At 59.9% G+C, this 15,658-nt stretch carries 16 protein-coding genes; 11 read left to right on the top strand and 5 right to left on the bottom strand.

Translation table 11 applies throughout. From position 1 onward, the window contains the following. Nucleotides 1–100 precede the first annotated feature (100 nt). Together AC07VU_RS14285 and AC07VU_RS14280 are read left to right on the top strand one after the other, a co-directional pair. Nucleotides 101–733, top strand: coding sequence for a glutathione S-transferase (locus tag AC07VU_RS14285; protein WP_277589476.1), 633 nt, complete (start codon nucleotides 101–103; stop codon nucleotides 731–733). After that, nucleotides 730–1,668, top strand: coding sequence for a Nudix family hydrolase (locus AC07VU_RS14280; RefSeq protein ID WP_274304461.1), 939 nt, complete (start codon nucleotides 730–732; stop codon nucleotides 1,666–1,668). Before AC07VU_RS14285 ends, AC07VU_RS14280 begins: the two co-directional genes overlap by 4 nt. Before the next feature lie 77 nt (nucleotides 1,669–1,745). Here the strand turns inward: AC07VU_RS14280 and AC07VU_RS14275 are convergent, their stop codons facing one another. Genes AC07VU_RS14275 through AC07VU_RS14265 form a run of 3 tightly spaced genes read right to left on the bottom strand, consistent with a single transcriptional unit; the run spans nucleotide 1,746 to nucleotide 5,326 of the window. Further along, the gene (locus AC07VU_RS14275; protein WP_102679010.1) at nucleotides 1,746–2,324 is read right to left on the bottom strand and encodes a cob(I)yrinic acid a,c-diamide adenosyltransferase; all 579 of its coding nucleotides are present in this window, start codon (nucleotides 2,322–2,324) and stop codon (nucleotides 1,746–1,748) included. Between the two features lie 2 nt (nucleotides 2,325–2,326). Continuing rightward, nucleotides 2,327–4,363 carry a sensor histidine kinase gene (locus AC07VU_RS14270; protein ID WP_053262397.1) on the bottom strand — a complete coding sequence of 679 codons (2,037 nt, stop codon included), beginning with the start codon at nucleotides 4,361–4,363 and terminating at the stop codon, nucleotides 2,327–2,329. Nucleotides 4,364–4,408: 45 nt separating this feature from the next. Continuing rightward, nucleotides 4,409–5,326, bottom strand: a complete 918-nt coding sequence (locus AC07VU_RS14265; RefSeq protein ID WP_123572548.1) for a putative 2-dehydropantoate 2-reductase — start codon at nucleotides 5,324–5,326, stop codon at nucleotides 4,409–4,411. A gap of 146 nt (nucleotides 5,327–5,472) precedes the next feature. Between AC07VU_RS14265 and AC07VU_RS14260 the strand changes: the two genes are divergently transcribed. Both AC07VU_RS14260 and AC07VU_RS14255 read left to right on the top strand, forming a co-directional pair. Next, complete coding sequence (locus AC07VU_RS14260; protein ID WP_007931144.1) at nucleotides 5,473–5,958, top strand: YajQ family cyclic di-GMP-binding protein; 486 nt, start codon at nucleotides 5,473–5,475, stop codon at nucleotides 5,956–5,958. 137 nt (nucleotides 5,959–6,095) lie between these two features. Beyond that, nucleotides 6,096–6,935: a mechanosensitive ion channel family protein gene (locus AC07VU_RS14255; RefSeq protein WP_007931142.1), complete on the top strand. Its 840-nt coding sequence runs from the start codon at nucleotides 6,096–6,098 to the stop codon at nucleotides 6,933–6,935. Between the two features lie 191 nt (nucleotides 6,936–7,126). On the opposite strand, the gene AC07VU_RS14250 is transcribed toward AC07VU_RS14255, so the two are convergent. Then, nucleotides 7,127–8,491: an OprD family porin gene (locus AC07VU_RS14250; protein ID WP_053262394.1), complete on the bottom strand. Its 1,365-nt coding sequence runs from the start codon at nucleotides 8,489–8,491 to the stop codon at nucleotides 7,127–7,129. 924 nt (nucleotides 8,492–9,415) lie between these two features. Here AC07VU_RS14250 and AC07VU_RS14245 point away from each other — a divergent pair. Both AC07VU_RS14245 and AC07VU_RS14240 read left to right on the top strand, forming a co-directional pair. Further along, nucleotides 9,416–9,841 carry an HIT family protein gene (locus AC07VU_RS14245; protein WP_277590038.1) on the top strand — a complete coding sequence of 142 codons (426 nt, stop codon included), beginning with the start codon at nucleotides 9,416–9,418 and terminating at the stop codon, nucleotides 9,839–9,841. A 3-nt stretch (nucleotides 9,842–9,844) separates the two neighbouring features. Beyond that, a complete protein-coding gene (locus AC07VU_RS14240) occupies nucleotides 9,845–10,051 on the top strand; it encodes a SlyX family protein (protein WP_007931136.1) in 207 nt (68 codons plus the stop codon). A gap of 78 nt (nucleotides 10,052–10,129) precedes the next feature. On the opposite strand, the gene AC07VU_RS14235 is transcribed toward AC07VU_RS14240, so the two are convergent. Beyond that, nucleotides 10,130–10,735, bottom strand: coding sequence for a cold-shock protein (locus AC07VU_RS14235; protein ID WP_007931134.1), 606 nt, complete (start codon nucleotides 10,733–10,735; stop codon nucleotides 10,130–10,132). Between the two features lie 457 nt (nucleotides 10,736–11,192). Here AC07VU_RS14235 and AC07VU_RS14230 point away from each other — a divergent pair, with 457 nt between their 5' ends. The 5 genes from AC07VU_RS14230 to ruvC all read left to right on the top strand — a co-directional run bounded on the left by AC07VU_RS14230 (nucleotide 11,193) and on the right by ruvC (nucleotide 15,567). Beyond that, entirely contained in the window at nucleotides 11,193–11,666 is a 474-nt protein-coding gene (locus AC07VU_RS14230) for a Dps family protein (RefSeq protein WP_053262393.1), read from the top strand. 262 nt (nucleotides 11,667–11,928) lie between these two features. Then, a complete protein-coding gene (locus AC07VU_RS14225) occupies nucleotides 11,929–12,150 on the top strand; it encodes an FmdB family zinc ribbon protein (RefSeq protein ID WP_007931131.1) in 222 nt (73 codons plus the stop codon). A 96-nt stretch (nucleotides 12,151–12,246) separates the two neighbouring features. Next, nucleotides 12,247–14,022 (top strand): aspartate--tRNA ligase, encoded by a 1,776-nt coding sequence (aspS, locus tag AC07VU_RS14220; protein ID WP_495030054.1) that lies wholly within the window; start codon nucleotides 12,247–12,249, stop codon nucleotides 14,020–14,022. A 117-nt stretch (nucleotides 14,023–14,139) separates the two neighbouring features. Further along, nucleotides 14,140–14,886, top strand: a complete 747-nt coding sequence (locus AC07VU_RS14215; RefSeq protein ID WP_007931120.1) for a YebC/PmpR family DNA-binding transcriptional regulator — start codon at nucleotides 14,140–14,142, stop codon at nucleotides 14,884–14,886. A 156-nt stretch (nucleotides 14,887–15,042) separates the two neighbouring features. Further along, nucleotides 15,043–15,567, top strand: a complete 525-nt coding sequence (gene ruvC / locus AC07VU_RS14210) for a crossover junction endodeoxyribonuclease RuvC (RefSeq protein ID WP_007931118.1) — start codon at nucleotides 15,043–15,045, stop codon at nucleotides 15,565–15,567. The last annotated feature ends 91 nt before the right edge of the window (nucleotides 15,568–15,658 follow it).

Below are 15,658 nucleotides of genomic sequence, written 5' to 3'. Positions count from 1 at the left end.
CCGCTACTCGCTTCTACATGGACGCGACGCATCACGTGTAGGAGCGAGTCCGCTCGCGATGGAGGCCCCGGGCCTCCATCTCCTCTGAAAGGTGCCCGACATGAATCTTCACCTGATCATCGGCGACAAACTCTATTCCTCCTGGTCGCTGCGCGCCGCCCTGGCGCTTGAGCTGGCCGGTGCGACTTACACCGAAGAACTGATCAAGCTGAACCAGCCCGATACCCGCGAGCTGATTCTCAAGCATTCGCCAACCGGCAAAGTCCCGTTGCTGAAGACCGAGCACGGCACCATTGCCGACTCCCTGGCGATTGCCGAATACCTGGTCGAGCGTTTTCCCGAAGCCGAGCTCTGGCCGCGGGATGTGGCCGCCCGTGCCCAGGCCCGCTCCGCCTGCGCGCAGATGCACAGCGGCTTTTTTGGCTTGCGCGGTAACCTGCCGTTCGACCTGAGCCGTGATGCCGCGCTTTCACCCATGCCGCCCGAGGCCCAGGCCGATATCGAGAGGATGCTGGCGTTATGGGCCGAATGTCGCGCGGCCGCGACCGAGCCAGGGTCTTTCCTGTTTGGTCGGGTCAGCCTGGCGGACGCCTTTTTTGCGCCAATCGCCGTGCGCCTGCGTACCTATCGGGTGGCGCTGCCGGCTGTCGATGCCGCCTATGTTGAAACGATCTATCAATGGCCAGCCTTCAAGGCCTGGCAGAAAGCCGGTTTAGAGGAAGCAGTGCGGTGAAACGAGTACATGTGGCGGCGGCCGTTATCCGTGATGCCGACGGCAGGATCCTGATTGCCCGACGTGCCGATACCCAGCATCAAGGCGGCCTCTGGGAGTTTCCCGGCGGCAAGGTCGAAGCGGACGAGGCGGTGGAAGCGGCGTTGACCCGTGAGCTGCAGGAGGAACTGGGCATTCTGGTGTCCCAGGCACGGCCGTTGATCAAGGTGCAGCACGATTACCCGGACAAGCAGGTGTTGCTGGATGTCTGGGAAGTGTGCGCCTTTACCGGCGAACCCCATGGCGCCGAGGGCCAGCCTTTGGCCTGGGTCACGGCCCGTGAGCTGGAGAACTACGAGTTCCCGGCGGCCAACCAGCCGATCGTGGCGGCGGCGCGCTTGCCGAGCGACTACCTGATCACCCCGGAAGGCCTGGAAACACCGGCGCTGTTGCGGGGCATGCAAAAGGCCATTGCCGGTGGCAGCAAGTTGATCCAGCTACGCGCGCCCAATGGCTACGACCCGCAATACCGCGACCTGGCGGTGGATGCGGTCGGCCTGTGTGCGGGCAAGGCGCAATTGATGCTCAAGGGGCCGTTCGAATGGCTGGGGGATTTCCCCTCGGCGGGCTGGCATATCACTTCGGCGCAGCTGCGCAAATACGCCAGCGCCGGACGTCCCTTTGGCAAGGAGCGCTGGCTGGCGGCGTCTTGCCATAATGCTGAAGAGTTGTCCCTGGCGCAGCAGATGGATGTGGACTTCGTGACGCTGTCGCCGGTCCAGCCAACCCAGACTCACCCTGAGGCGCAGCCACTGGGTTGGGAGCAGGCCGCCCGACTGATCAGCGGTTTCAACAAGCCGGTGTACCTGCTGGGCGGCGTCGGTCCGGATCAGCGCGAGCAGGCTTGGCAGGCCGGTGCGCAAGGGGTGGCGGGGATTCGCGCGTTCTGGCCCTGAGGCCATTCACCCGCCAGTTCGCTCCTGCATAAGTTGCAGGAGCGGGCTTGCTCGCGACCGGCGGAGAAAAACACCCGCTATTCGGGTTTCGCTGCTGCTTGCCAGAGAATCTCGGCAATCCCCTGGCGCTTGGCAATCAGGCGCGCCGCCACGAACAGCAAGTCGGACAGGCGATTGATGTAGGCCAGGCCGACCCCCTCCAGCGGTTCCACGGCATTCAGATGCTGGCAGCGTCGCTCGGCACTGCGCGCCAGGCTGCGGCAGACATGGGCCTGGGCGATCAAGGCCGAACCGCCCGGCAAAATGAAGTTCTCCAGCGGCCCCAACTCTTCGTTCCAGGTATCGATGGCCGCTTCCAGGCGTTCGACTTCCGCGATATTCAGTGCCTGATACACCGGCATGGCCAACTCGCCGCCCAGGTCGAAGAGGCGGTGCTGGCAAGGCGCCAGGACGTCGATCAGTTCCTGCAGGCCGGGATGTTCTAGACGCTGTTCCGCCAGCCCGGCCAGGAGCAGCCCCAGCTGGCTGTTCAGCGTATCGACTTCGCCGATGGCCTCGACCCGCGGATGGTCCTTGGGAACCCGGCGCCCGTCACCCAGCCCGGTTTCGCCTTTGTCGCCGGTGCGGGTGTAAATCTTCGACAAGCGAAAGCCCATGCTTACCTCTCCAGTGGGGGATGTTCCAGTGGTGGCGGCTGACTGCCCGCCAATGGCAAACGCAAGGTGAAGCAAGTGCCCTGGCCCTGCGTCGACTGCACTTCCATCTGGCCTTTGTGATTGTTGGTGATGATGAAGTAAGAGACCGAAAGCCCAAGGCCGGTGCCCTGGCCGATTTCCTTGGTGGTGAAGAACGGCTCGAAGGTACGCTTGCGCACGTTTTCGCTCATGCCGATGCCGTTGTCCTCGACCTGGATTTCCGCCCAGGGCGGGTTCAGCCGGGTGCGCAGGATAATGCGCCCGGGTTCGCTGTCATCCACGCGCTGGTGAATGGCCTGGGCGGCGTTTTTCAGCAGGTTGAGCAGGACCTGCTCCAGTTCGTTGGCGGTGCCGGGCACCGGCCCCAGTTGCGGGTCGAACTGGCGGATGATGGCCTGGCCCTTGAAGTCGAAGCCTATGGCCAGGTCGAAGTCGTTGCCGGCAATCTCCACGGCCTGGTCGATCAATGCCGGCAGGTCGCAGGGCGCCATCTGCCGGTTGCTGCGCCGGCTGAAACTGAGCATATGGGTCACGATCTTCGCCGCCCGGGCGCCAGCCTGCTGAATGCCATCGAGCAGTTGCGGTACTTCGCGGCTCTGCAGGTAACGGTTGACGGTTTCCAGCTCGATGCCGATCTGCTCGGCATGTTCCTGGTTCTTCGGCAACTCGGGGGACAAGCGCCGACGAATGTTCTGCACGTTGTGCAGGATGGCCCCCAGCGGGTTGTTGATTTCGTGGGCCATGCCGGCGGCCAGGCCACCCACGGAGAGCATTTTTTCCGACTGCACCATCATTTCTTCCAGGGACAGGCGCTGGGTGATGTCGTCGATCCGGATCACCACGCCGCGCCCGGCACCGCCCATCAGCGGGTAGAAGGTCAGGGCGTAATGCCGGGCTTCGTCGTCCTTGACCCAGGTGACCCGCTCGACCTTGGTGACCGTATGTTGCTCCACGGTTTCCTTGAGTTGCGGCAGGAACGGCTTGAGCGGTTCGAAGGCGAGGAAGATCGGCTGATTCAGCGCTTCGTCCAGGCGGGTGCCGGAGAGGGCGCTGGCCTCCTGGTTCCATTGGGTGACATAGAGCTGCTCGTCCAGGGCGATCAGCGCCGAGGGCATCGAGTCGATGATGCTGTTGAGGTAGTTCTGAAAGCCGGTGAGTTTCTTTTCGATCTTGCTGCGCACCTGGACTTCCAGTTCCAGCTTGCGGTTGGTGTGGCGGGTTTCTTCGGCCAGGCCCTGGGCCTGGTCATAGGCCGCTTGGGAGTCGTCGCGGGCGCGCTTGAGTTGCTGTTCTCGCGCTTCGATGCGCGACAGCATGGTGTTGAAGGCCTCGGCCAGGCTGCCGATTTCATCGTGGTTGCCACGGGCGGCGCGCAGGGAATAGTTTTCCTCGCGTGTCACCTGCCGGGACAGTTCTTCCAGCTGATGGATGGGTTGGGTGATCAGCCGTTTGATCTGCCGGGCAATGATCAGCCACAGCAGCACGCTGAAGATCAGGATGCCCAGGCTCGCGGTCAGGGTGCCGGTGTAGAAGGCCATCGGCAGCTCACTGCTGGCCACCAGCAACAGGTGACCGGGGGGCTGGCCGGCGCGAGGCAGGGTGATGATCTGGTTGCTGCGAAACTCGGTCAGTTGCCAGGCTTCGATATGCCGATAGCGCTCCGGCAGGTTCAGGCGTTCGCCATGTTGCAACTGGGCCAAGCGCGTGCCCTTGCCGTCATAGATCGCTGCGGCGCGCAGGGGAGAGTAGCTGTTGAGTTCGTTGAGCAGCTTCTCGGCGTTTTGTGGCGAGTCCAGCGCCTGCGCGGCCAGGGTCGGGTTGGATACCAGCCGGCCGATGGTCTGCAAGGCTTGCGGCGCCATGCTTTCCTGAGAGATCCAGTAGGCAGCGCTGATAAAGGTCAGGTTGGCGACCAGCAGTACGGTAATCAGCAGGACGAGCAAGGCGGCCAGCAGTTTTTGGCCGACCGGCAGGTTTTCAAGGCGCTGGCGCAATGGCATCGGGGACGTCGCTAGAGAGGAACACGTGGGCAGCGTAGCCGCTGCTCAGTCGCTGGGCAATCCGCGCTGTTGCAGGTGTTCCACCAATAGCCGGCGCAGGCGGCCGAGGTTGGGCAGGTGCAACTGGTGCCTGGCGGCAACGTCGCAGGCATGCCCCAATAAATAGCTGATTTCGGTTCTGCGCCGACTGGCAACGTCCTGGTACATGGAGGAGTAGTTGGCGGCGGTCGCCTGGATCACCCGCTCCACTTCCTGCTGCAGGTTCTCGGCCGCGGCGGGCTGACCGCAACGTTCCAGCAGTTCGCTCAGCTCGACGCACAGCATCGCCACTTCGCAATGGTGCTGCAGCAGGCCGCCGTTGCGGCAGTCGTGCAGGACCGTCAGGGGGTTGATCGCGCAGTTGAGCGCCAGCTTGCGCCAGAGGCGGGTCAGGATATCCGCGCTCCATTCATGGGGGATGCCGCTGGCGCTCAGGTCGTCGAGCCAGAAGGGCGCGGTGGGGTGGCTGGCATCCCCCAGCCAGGTGTAGCCATGGCCGGCAAACACCACGCGCCAGTCGCCATCGCGAAAGGCGCCTTCGGTGCTCGAGGCATAAATACAGCGGGCCTGTGGCACCTGGGCGGCCACGGCGTCCTGGCTGCCCAGGCCGTTCTGCAGCAGGACCAGTTCGGCATCCGGCGTCAGGCGCGAGACTAGCTGGCTGACGGCCTGTTGCGCGTCATAGGCCTTGCAGGCCACCAGCAGCCGAGTGATGGGCTCAGGGCTGTCGACCGTCTCGCCGGGAATGGCGTGAAAACTGGCCTGCCCTTGCTCCACCAGCGTCAGCCCACCCGCGGCCTGGTAGGCCTGCAGGCGGGCCTGATCGCGCAGGATCAGGCGTACCGGCAAGCCGGCCCGGGCCAGGCGTGTCGCCCACAGGGTGCCGAGGCTGCCCGCGCCCAGAATGTGCCAGGTCGTCGACATCAGCGTGGTGCTCGGTTTGGCAGGCGCATGCGAGGCTCGCAGTGAAGGAGGGGAAAGACCCGTTATAATGAGCCCGGATTTTAACCGCAAACCGGGCGTGCTCCATCTTTATCGAGCTGCGCCCCTTTTTTTATTGGAGAAATTACATGCCGTCGTTCGACGTGGTATCCGAACTGGACAAACACGAAGTCACCAACGCAGTGGAAAACGCCGTCAAGGAGCTGGACCGCCGCTATGACTTGAAGGGCAAGGGCAGCTTCGAGTTCAAGGAAAAGGAACTCACCGTCAACCTGACCGCTGAAGCCGAATTCCAGCTGGAAGCGATGATCGAGATCCTCAAGCTGGCCCTGGTCAAGCGCAAGATCGATGTGCAGTGCCTTGAGGTCAAGGACGCTTACGCTTCGGGCAAGGTGATGAAGCAGGAAGCCACCCTCAAGGAAGGCATCGACAAAGAGCTGGCGAAAAAGATCGTTGCCCACATCAAGGACGCCAAGCTGAAGGTCCAGGCTGCGATCCAGGGCGAGCAGGTACGGGTGACCGGCAAGAAGCGCGACGATCTGCAGGAAGCCATCGCCGCCCTGCGGGCGAAAGAGTTCGGCATGCCGCTGCAGTTCAACAACTTCCGCGACTGATGGGATTTTTCGGGAACCTCGCGAGCTTATTGGCGTCCGAGGCCCGAGTAGTGGGCAGAAACGATTGAGCCTTTATAAGGCTGCTCGTTCTGCCCTTGTTTTTTGTGTGCCCGGCAGCCGGGAATCAGGAGAGATAGATGGATTTGAATGCTGAAGTGGACAACCTGGTCAAGGCTTCCCAAGCCTGGATTCCAATGATCATGGAATACGGCAGTCGGGTACTGCTGGCCGTCATCACGCTGGCCATCGGTTGGTGGCTGATCAACAGGTTGACGCACAAGGTCGGCAAGCTGCTGGCACTGCGTAATGCGGACCAGGCCCTGCAGGGTTTTATCAGCAGCCTGGCGAACATCATTCTCAAGGTGCTGCTGATTGTCAGCGTGGCCTCGATGATCGGTGTCGAAACCACTTCGTTCGTTGCCGCGATCGGTGCGGCGGGCCTGGCTATCGGCCTGGCCTTGCAAGGCAGCCTGGCCAACTTCGCCGGTGGCGTGCTGATCCTGCTGTTCCGTCCTTTCCGCATCGGTGACGTGATCGAGGCCCAGGGTATCAGCGGCACGGTCGACAGCATCCAGATCTTCCACACGGTGCTGCGTACCGGTGACAACAAGACCGTCATTGTGCCTAACGGCAACCTGTCCAACGGCATCATCACCAACCACAACCGCCAGCTGACCCGCAAAGTGATCTTCGATGTCGGCGTGAACTACGAGGCTGACCTGCAAAAGGCCCGTGAGGTCCTGCTGGACCTGGCCAAGGACGAGCGCGTGCTGGCCGATCCGGAGCCGGTCGCGGTGGTTTCCATGCTGGGTGACAGCGCCATTACCCTTTCGCTGCGTGTCTGGGTGAAGACCGCGGACTACTGGGATGTGATGTTCCGCTTCAACGAGTTGTCCCGTGATCGCTTGAAGGCAGCGGGTATTGATATTCCGTTTCCACAGCGCGTGATTCGTGTGGTTCAGGAAGCGGCTGTTTGAGCAAGTAACGGGGATAGGGATTAAAAGTCTGATCGAATGGTCAGGCTTTTAACACGGTACTCGCTGGAGGGTATTTGAAACCTGGCTGTAACAATAAACTGTCGATAACCGGAGCTTCAGCGAGCTGCCAGCCCCAATAAAAAGGCCCATCGAATGATGGGCCTTTTTTATTACTCGCGAAGTAACCGCTATTACAAGATCGACAGTGGGTAGTCGACGATCAGGCGGAACTCTTTGATATCGCCTTCACCTTGGTCGCTGTTAGCGAAGTGCCAAGCTTGACGAACGCGGAAGGAGAGATCTTTTGCCGGGCCAGACTGAACAACGTACTTGGCTTCGAAGTTGGTCTCGTTGTGTTTGCCATCGGCACCGTAAATCGGATCGCCGTTGCTTTTACGGTACACGCTGTTGTCAGCCAGACCGGTGCCGTCGATGTCCCAGCCTTTAACATAACGGGTCATGAAGCTCAGACCAGGAACGCCGTACTCGGCCATTTTCAGATCGTAACGGATCTGTGCGGACTTCTCGTTCGGGCCGTTGAAGTCAGAGTACTGGATGGAGTTGGCGAGGAAGATCGAGTCGCCGCCACGGTTGGCACCGCGCCGGGAGGAGTCGTGACCACCTACACCGATATAGTCGAATGGAGTATCACCATTGACCTTCTGGAAAGCGACGGTAATGGTGTGTGCTTTCAGGAACGAGAAAGCAGCTGCCAGGGAGAACGTGGTGTTGCTGATGTCACCAGCCTTGGCGCTACCAGCATCGGTGGTGCGGTAGATGTTACCGTCCAGGTTCAGCGACTGATCGCCACCCATCGGGATGGTGTAGTTCAGGTTGGCGTAGTACTGGTTCCAGATGTCTTCCAGCTTGGCACCGTAGAGCGATGCACTCAGGTTGTCGGTGATGCCGTACTTGCCACCGAAGTAGTCGATGCTGTTGGATGCCACGCCGGCGTAGTTAGCATACAAGTTACCGTTACGAGCGTTGGAGTCCTGGCTGGTGGCCGAATAGAAGTGACCACCTTCCAGATCAAGGTTTTTGATCTCGCTGCTCTGCAGTTGGAAACCGCTGGCAGTTTGAGGAAGGATACGGGAACCGCCGACCGCGAAGACCGGGGAGGTGCTTGGCTGCATATCGCCAGCTTTCAACTCGGTTTTGGAGATGCGGAATTTGACCGCAGCGCCTGCTTTGCCCTGGCTGTTGTTGACGTCGCCATCGGAGTCGCGGCTCATGTTGCCGGTGCCGCCAGTGCCGTCGCCGCCGTCCAGTTTGATCGCCAGATAACCGAACGCATCGACGCCGACGCCTACGGTGCCCTGGGTGTAACCAGAACTGAAGTTACCCCAGATACCCTGGGTCCAGTCTTTCTGATCGTTGCTGTGGTCTTTGTTGTCACGGTTGAAGTAATAGTTACGCAGCAGTACGTCGAATTTTGCGTCTTCAACAAAGCCCTTGGCTTCAGATTGGTCACTTACAAAAGGTGCGGCCGTAGCCACTTGAGTACTGGCGGCTGCTGCAACTGCCAGTGCGATCATGCTCCACTTCATCACGCGCATCGTGATTTGCTCCTTTGGTTTTTAGAAGAGTACTGCCGTCCCACCTGTTTTATTATCTGGGCGGCTCTTTCTTTTTGTGTCGGCGCAAACTTATATCACGCCGACAATGTTGGCGATACTTGCGTATCAGTCCTTTCAGCTTCTTTACGACCCTGTCGCAAAATGCTCGATCAATGTCGCAAATCCGCAGTCCGCATGTACCCGGACTGACAACTTCAGCGCTGTTTTCGAAGGCTTGAACCTGGAACAAAAAGAACTTTGGTCAAGCAGTCAAATCTCCATGGGGCAGCCTTGCCACTATTGTTATTAGTCACAGGAGAGGCCTTTTTCCGATGGCTCCTCCTGGGACAATGTGGGTGTGAATGCAACAAGCGTGCACAAAACGCAAAGGCACCGAGTTTTTTTCGGTGATAGCCCTTCTGGCTGTAAAAACCGCATAAAACAGTGGTTTTAAGGTCGTTTTGTTTGGGCTTGACGTTCCTTGTCCTCCTGGTGTTGATCCCTGAAAAAAAACGCATGACATTCCAAAACGTTACCGGTTCACCCTGCTGAGTGAGTAGATGGCGGATGGTTAACGCACTGAGCGTAGACGCACTGTGAGGTTTTGGTGCAAAAGTTTCTTGATGCAGCTCAATCGTCATCCGGCGTCGGGCACTGGAAGAATGCGCAGGGAAGGGGGTCTTTCGTGGTTTTCTCCTTGTTTTTTATGAGCTTCGTTCTGTCGTGGTGCAGCCCGCTGGAAAATGTTCCAGGCCGGGGCGCTCTGACGTGTGGTATCGAGGATGAATGTTGAGGCGGGATCTGCGCAGCAGAGCGATGAACGGAAGAGCTTTTGCAGGTATGCTGCCGTTCTGTCGCTTGGCGGGCAGCCGGTCATGGCGTTCGCTAAGCTGAAACTTGATGAGCTGAGCGGGAGTGCGCGCGGTGTTCGCTTTAGATCCACGACTTCAACAAGACACACTGCCCATTGGGGACTTCCCCCTTTGCCGGCTGCTATTGTCCAACGATTCCAATTACCCGTGGTTCATCCTGGTACCGCGCCGGGAAGATATCAGTGAGTTGTTTCAATTGGATGACGCGGACCAGCAGCAACTATGGCGAGAAACCACGGCGCTGGCGGAGTTGCTTAAAGACTCGTTCGATGCGGACAAGTTGAATGTGGCGACTCTGGGTAATGTCGTCAGCCAGTTGCACATGCACGTTATCGTTCGCAAGCGCGACGATGCGGCCTGGCCTGCTCCGGTATGGGGCAAGCTGCCTGCCAAGCCCTACGCCGCCGAACAGGTGGCTGTGATTCGTGAGCGGTTACGACTGGTCCTGACCGATGATTTCAAGTTTCTGGAGGGCTGAGTCATGAACCTGGAAGAGCGGGTAACCGATCTGGAAAGCCGATTGGCTTTTCAGGATGACACCATTCAAGCCCTGAACGACGTGCTGGTAGGGCAGCAGCGGGTGGTCGAACGTCTGCAATTGCAGATGGCTGCCTTGCTCAAGCGACAAGAGGAAATGGTGGGGCAGTTCGAATCATTCGAAGAAGAGGCTCCGCCGCCACATTACTGAGCATCGGGCGGCCTGCCGTTCAGGCAATAAAAAACCGCGAGCAGCATGGCTGCGTCGCGGTTTTTTTATGGGCGTGAATCAGCGCCGCGGCAATGCCGCAATCACGTCTTCGGCTTGCAGGCCCTTGTCGCGATTCATGACGGAGAACTCCACGCGCTGGCCTTCCACCAGGACGCGGTGACCTTCGCCACGGATGGCGCGGAAGTGCACGAAGATATCATCGCCGGAGTCGCGAGAGATGAAGCCGAAACCCTTCGAAGTGTTGAACCACTTGACGGTGCCGGTATCGCGATTGCTCATGTCGTAGGTTTGCGAGGTATTGGCCGAGGGAGACGATTTGTAGAAGCTGACGGCCAGGTGCAGAAGAACGGCGATCGCCGCGGTCAGCAGGCTGAACAGCACAGCCGGTTGACCTGCGATAACCGGCATTGGTGCCAGCAGGGTCAAGGTCTGCAAGACCACCGCCAGCACCAGGAGCGCGCTGACCAGGTTTTGCAGTTGGTGACGCGGGCCTTTGTTCCAGTAGGGGATAACCGGAGCCAGTGTCAGGTTGAGCAGGCCGAAAAAGGCCAGGTAAAGAGCATCGGGTTGTTGCAGGAAGGGAACGGCTTCAGATCGCAGGCTAGGGATAAAGGACAGCAGCAAGGCTGCTGCGCCCGTTAGCAGGTGGACGATTTTCAACATTTTAATGAACTCACGTTAAGACGGATCACAAGGAAGAGCTGAGCGTGCACGGTTCGCTTCTGAACAATGGGAGGCGGTGAGCACGTGCGCGGGATCAGCCTATGCGCTGAGGCCGAGAAATAGGCAACAACGACACGGCCTCTATTTAACAGCAAAGCCCAGGCCTTCTCAAATCAGGCGCTGTGGCCGGGAGGAGGGAGAAAGCCCAGGTTGTCCTGAGGGAATACCGGACTATCGGGCAAAGCCTTGTTCTAGAGAGCCAGCACCCCAAAAAGTGGAACGGCGGCTTTCCAGGTGGGTCACAACCGGCGTGGACCTTCTTGCAGGTACTGGCCGCCCGCTTGGTGGGCAATCTGTCGCAGTGCCTCGGGCAATTCCGGGCTGCGGGTGCAGGGCAGTCTTGCTAGAGTGGTCCGGTACCTGACCTGTTGAATTCAATGTGCTAACGGAGATAGACATGGCAATCGATATCGGTATCAGCGCAGAAGATCGCAAATCCATCGTGGAGGGGCTCTCTCGCCTGCTTTCAGATACTTATGTGCTTTATCTGAAGACCCATAATTTCCACTGGAACGTCACGGGGCCGCAATTCCGTACGCTGCATCTGATGTTCGAGGAACAGTACAACGAACTGGCGCTGGCGGTGGACCTGATCGCCGAGCGTATCCGCGCCCTGGGGTTCCCGGCACCAGGTGCCTATTCCATCTACGCGCGTCTTTCTTCGATCAAGGAAGAAGAGGGTGTGCCAAGCGCGGATGAGATGATCAAGCAACTGGTGGCGGGGCAGGAGGCTGTGACCCGCACTGCCCGTGGCATTTTCCCGATCATCGACAAGGTCAGCGACGAACCCACCGCAGACTTGCTGACCCAGCGGATGCAGGTGCATGAGAAAACCGCGTGGATGCTGCGCGCGCTGTTGAGCGAGCAATAGTCCCGCAGATCGAATGGCGCCGTTATCGGCGCCATTTGCTTTTATGGGGCGTGACTTGTCGTCCGATCATGGCTGTTCGTCCTCAGGCCCGATGAGTGGGGTATGGCAGCGGGGCGCTGGCTTTGTTTCGGCGGGTGGTGGTCTATCGGCGCCGTCATACGGCTGCACAGGGCCGATTTAATGGATATAATCCCGCCCTTTGCTATATAACCCGGGCCTCGGCACGGGTTAAGCCAGACGTTAAGTACGCCGAGACGCTCTCATGCCCATGTACGACTATCAATGTGCTTCCTGTGGTCATCAGCTGGAAGCCATTCAAAAGATCAGCGCGCCTGCGTTGGTCGATTGCCCTGCCTGCCAGGCGCCCGAGCTGAAAAAAATGCTGTCCATGCCAGGTTTCCGCCTCAGCGGTTCGGGCTGGTATGAGACCGACTTCAAAACCGGCGCCAAGAAGAACCTGGCCGGTGGCGACAAAGCTGATTAAGTTGAACGACACGCGCGAGCTCTTGCATTATCCGGTACCCCGAGGTGCGCAAGGCCTCCCATCGAATTTCGAATTACGAGAAGTGAAACCACTACCATGATGCGCAGCCATTATTGCGGCCAACTGAACGAAAGCCTGGAAGGTCAGGAAGTTACCCTTTGCGGATGGGTCCACCGTCGTCGCGACCATGGCGGGGTGATCTTCCTCGATATCCGTGATCGTGAAGGTCTGGCCCAGGTGGTGTTCGACCCGGACCGCGCTGAAACCTTCGCCGCCGCCGACCGCGTGCGCAGCGAATACGTGGTCAAGATCACCGGCAAGGTGCGCCTGCGTCCGGCCGGTGCCGGCAACGCCAACATGGCTTCGGGCATGATCGAAGTCCTGGGCTACCAGCTGGAAGTGCTGAACGAAGCGGAAACCCCGCCGTTCCCGCTCAACGAATACTCCGACGTGGGCGAAGAAACCCGCCTGCGCTATCGCTTCATCGACCTGCGCCGTCCGGAAATGGCCGAGAAGCTGCGTCTGCGCTCGCGCATGACCACCAGCATCCGTCGCTATCTGGACGAGAACGGTTTCCTCGACGTCGAAACCCCGATCCTGACCCGTGCCACCCCTGAAGGCGCGCGTGACTATCTGGTGCCGAGCCGTACCCACGCCGGCAGCTTCTTCGCTCTGCCGCAGTCGCCACAGCTGTTCAAGCAGCTGCTGATGGTCGCCGGCTTCGACCGCTACTACCAGATCGCCAAATGCTTCCGTGACGAAGACCTGCGTGCCGACCGTCAGCCTGAGTTCACTCAGATCGACATCGAAACCAGCTTCCTCGATGAAAAAGACATCATGGGCTTGACCGAAGGCATGATCCGCAACCTGTTCAAGGAAGTGCTGGATCTGGAATTCGGCGAATTCCCCCACATGACCTTTGAAGAAGCCATGCGTCGCTACGGTTCCGACAAGCCGGACCTGCGTAACCCGCTGGAACTGGTGGACGTTGCCGACCAGCTCAAGGACGTGGAATTCAAGGTGTTCAGCGGTCCGGCCAACGATCCGAAATGCCGTATCGCCGCCTTGCGCGTTCCTGGCGGGGCGAGCATGCCGCGCAAGCAGATCGACGATTACACCAAGTTCGTCGGCATCTACGGTGCCAAGGGCCTGGCCTACATCAAGGTCAACGAGCGCGCCAATGGCGTTGACGGTCTGCAGTCGCCAATCGTCAAGAACATCCCGGAAACCAACCTGAACGTGATCCTCGATCGCGTGGGTGCGGTCGACGGCGACATCGTGTTCTTCGGCGCCGACAAGGCCAAGATCGTCAGCGAGGCCCTGGGCGCGCTGCGGATCAAGCTCGGTCACGACCTGAACCTGCTGACCTGCGAATGGGCGCCGATGTGGGTTGTCGATTTCCCGATGTTCGAAGAGAACGACGACGGCAGCTTCACCGCCTTGCACCACCCGTTCACCGCGCCGAAATGCTCGCCGGAAGAAGTGGAAGCCAACCCGGCGACCGCTCTGTCACGCGCCTACGACATGGTGCTCAACGGCACCGAGCTGGGTGGCGGTTCGATCCGTATCCACCGCAAGGAAATGCAACAGGCGGTCTTCCGTCTGCTGGGCATCGATGAAGCGGAACAGGAAGAGAAGTTCGGCTTCCTGCTGGACGCCCTGAAGTACGGCGCGCCGCCGCACGGTGGCCTGGCGTTCGGCCTGGATCGCCTGGTGATGCTGATGACCGGCGCCCAGTCGATCCGTGAAGTGATCGCCTTCCCGAAAACCCAGAGCGCCGCTTGCGTGATGACCCAGGCTCCTGGCCTGGTCGACGCCAAGGCGCTGCGCGAACTGCACATCCGTTTGCGCGAACAGCCAAAGGCTGAGTAAGGCCGACCTGAAGGCGCATCTTCGGATGCGCCTTTTTCTATTGGGTCGAGATATTTGTTGCCCGCCCGCTGTTACAGGCGTTGCGGGCAATGTTTCAAAGAGAATTTGGAGCGCGTTATGGCAGGTCATTCCAAGTGGGCGAACATCAAGCACCGCAAAGAGCGTCAGGATGCCAAGAGAGGCAAGATCTTCACCAAGTGGATCCGTGAGCTGACGGTCGCCGCTCGTCAGGGCGGTGGCGAGCCGGGTTCCAACCCGCGTCTGCGCCTGGCCCTGGACAAGGCCCTGGGCGCCAACATGAGCCGCGACATCATCGATCGCGCCATCGCCCGTGGCGCGGGTGCGACCGAGGCCGACAACGTCGAAGAGCTGACCTATGAGGGTTATGGCCCGGGCGGCGTGGCGGTGATGGTCGAATGCATGACCGACAACCGCAACCGTACCGCCGCGGCCGTGCGCCATGCGTTCAGCAAATGTGGCGGCAACCTTGGCACTGATGGTTCGGTGGCGTATCTGTTCGAGCGCAAGGGGCAGATCAGCTTCGCGCCGGGCGTCGATGAGGACGCACTGACCGATGCGGCGCTGGAAGCCGACGCCGATGACGTGGTCGTTCACGAAGACGGCTCGATCGATGTGTTTACCTCGTTCACTGGCTTCTATGCGGTACGCAACGCGCTCGAAGAGGCCGGTTTCAAGGGCGATGACGCGGAAATCGTCATGCAGCCGACCACCAGTGCCGAGCTGGATCTGGAAGGCGCCGAGAAGATCCTCAAGCTGATCGACATGCTCGAAGACCTGGACGACGTGCAGAACGTCTACTCCAACGCGGATATTCCCCAGTCGGTTGCCGAGCAACTCGGTTGATAGCGCGATAAAAGATCGCAGCCTTCGGCGGTTTCCCCCCTTTACACACAGGGTTACGCTGTACCTGTAGGGGAGCTGTCGAAGGCTGCGATTTTTTGTTTTTCCGGCTTCTCCCGGCGTTACCTTAGGCAACCGAATTTTCTCTTTGCAGGCGTTATGACTCTTATTCTTGGTATCGACCCGGGTTCGCGCATCACCGGTTACGGCGTAGTACGTGATACCGGGCGTGGCTGCGTGTACGTGGCCTCGGGCTGTATTCGCACGGGCGCCGGCGAGCTGCATGAGCGGCTGCAAATCGTCTATCGCGGGGTTCGCGAGGTCATTCAGACCTACGGTCCGGTGACCATGGGCATTGAAAAGGTGTTCATGGCGCGTAATGCCGATTCGGCCCTGAAACTGGGTCAGGCCCGTGGTGCGGCGATCGTGGCGGGAGCCGAGGAGAGCCTGGAAATCGCCGAATACACCGCCACTCAGGTCAAGCAGGCCGTGGCGGGCACCGGTGGGGCCAACAAGGAACAAGTGCAAATGATGGTCATGCACTTGCTCAAGTTGACCAGCAAACCGCAGATCGACGCCTCGGACGCCCTGGCGATTGCCATCTGTCATGCCCACACCCGTTCCAGTCTGCTGCCCCACGGCCTGGGTACCGCACGCAGTCGTGGCGGTCGCCTGCGTCTCTGATAGCATCTGCGCAAACATTTGATGAGTGGAGCATCCCGCGCCTGTCTGCCCGGCCCGGATCTTCGCTCTATGACTCGCCGGCCGCTGATCT

This window comes from Pseudomonas sp. GW821-FHT02B10, from assembly GCF_059421865.1.
Note: the sequence above shows the minus strand (reverse complement) of the source record. Positions and strands in the feature narration are given on the sequence as shown.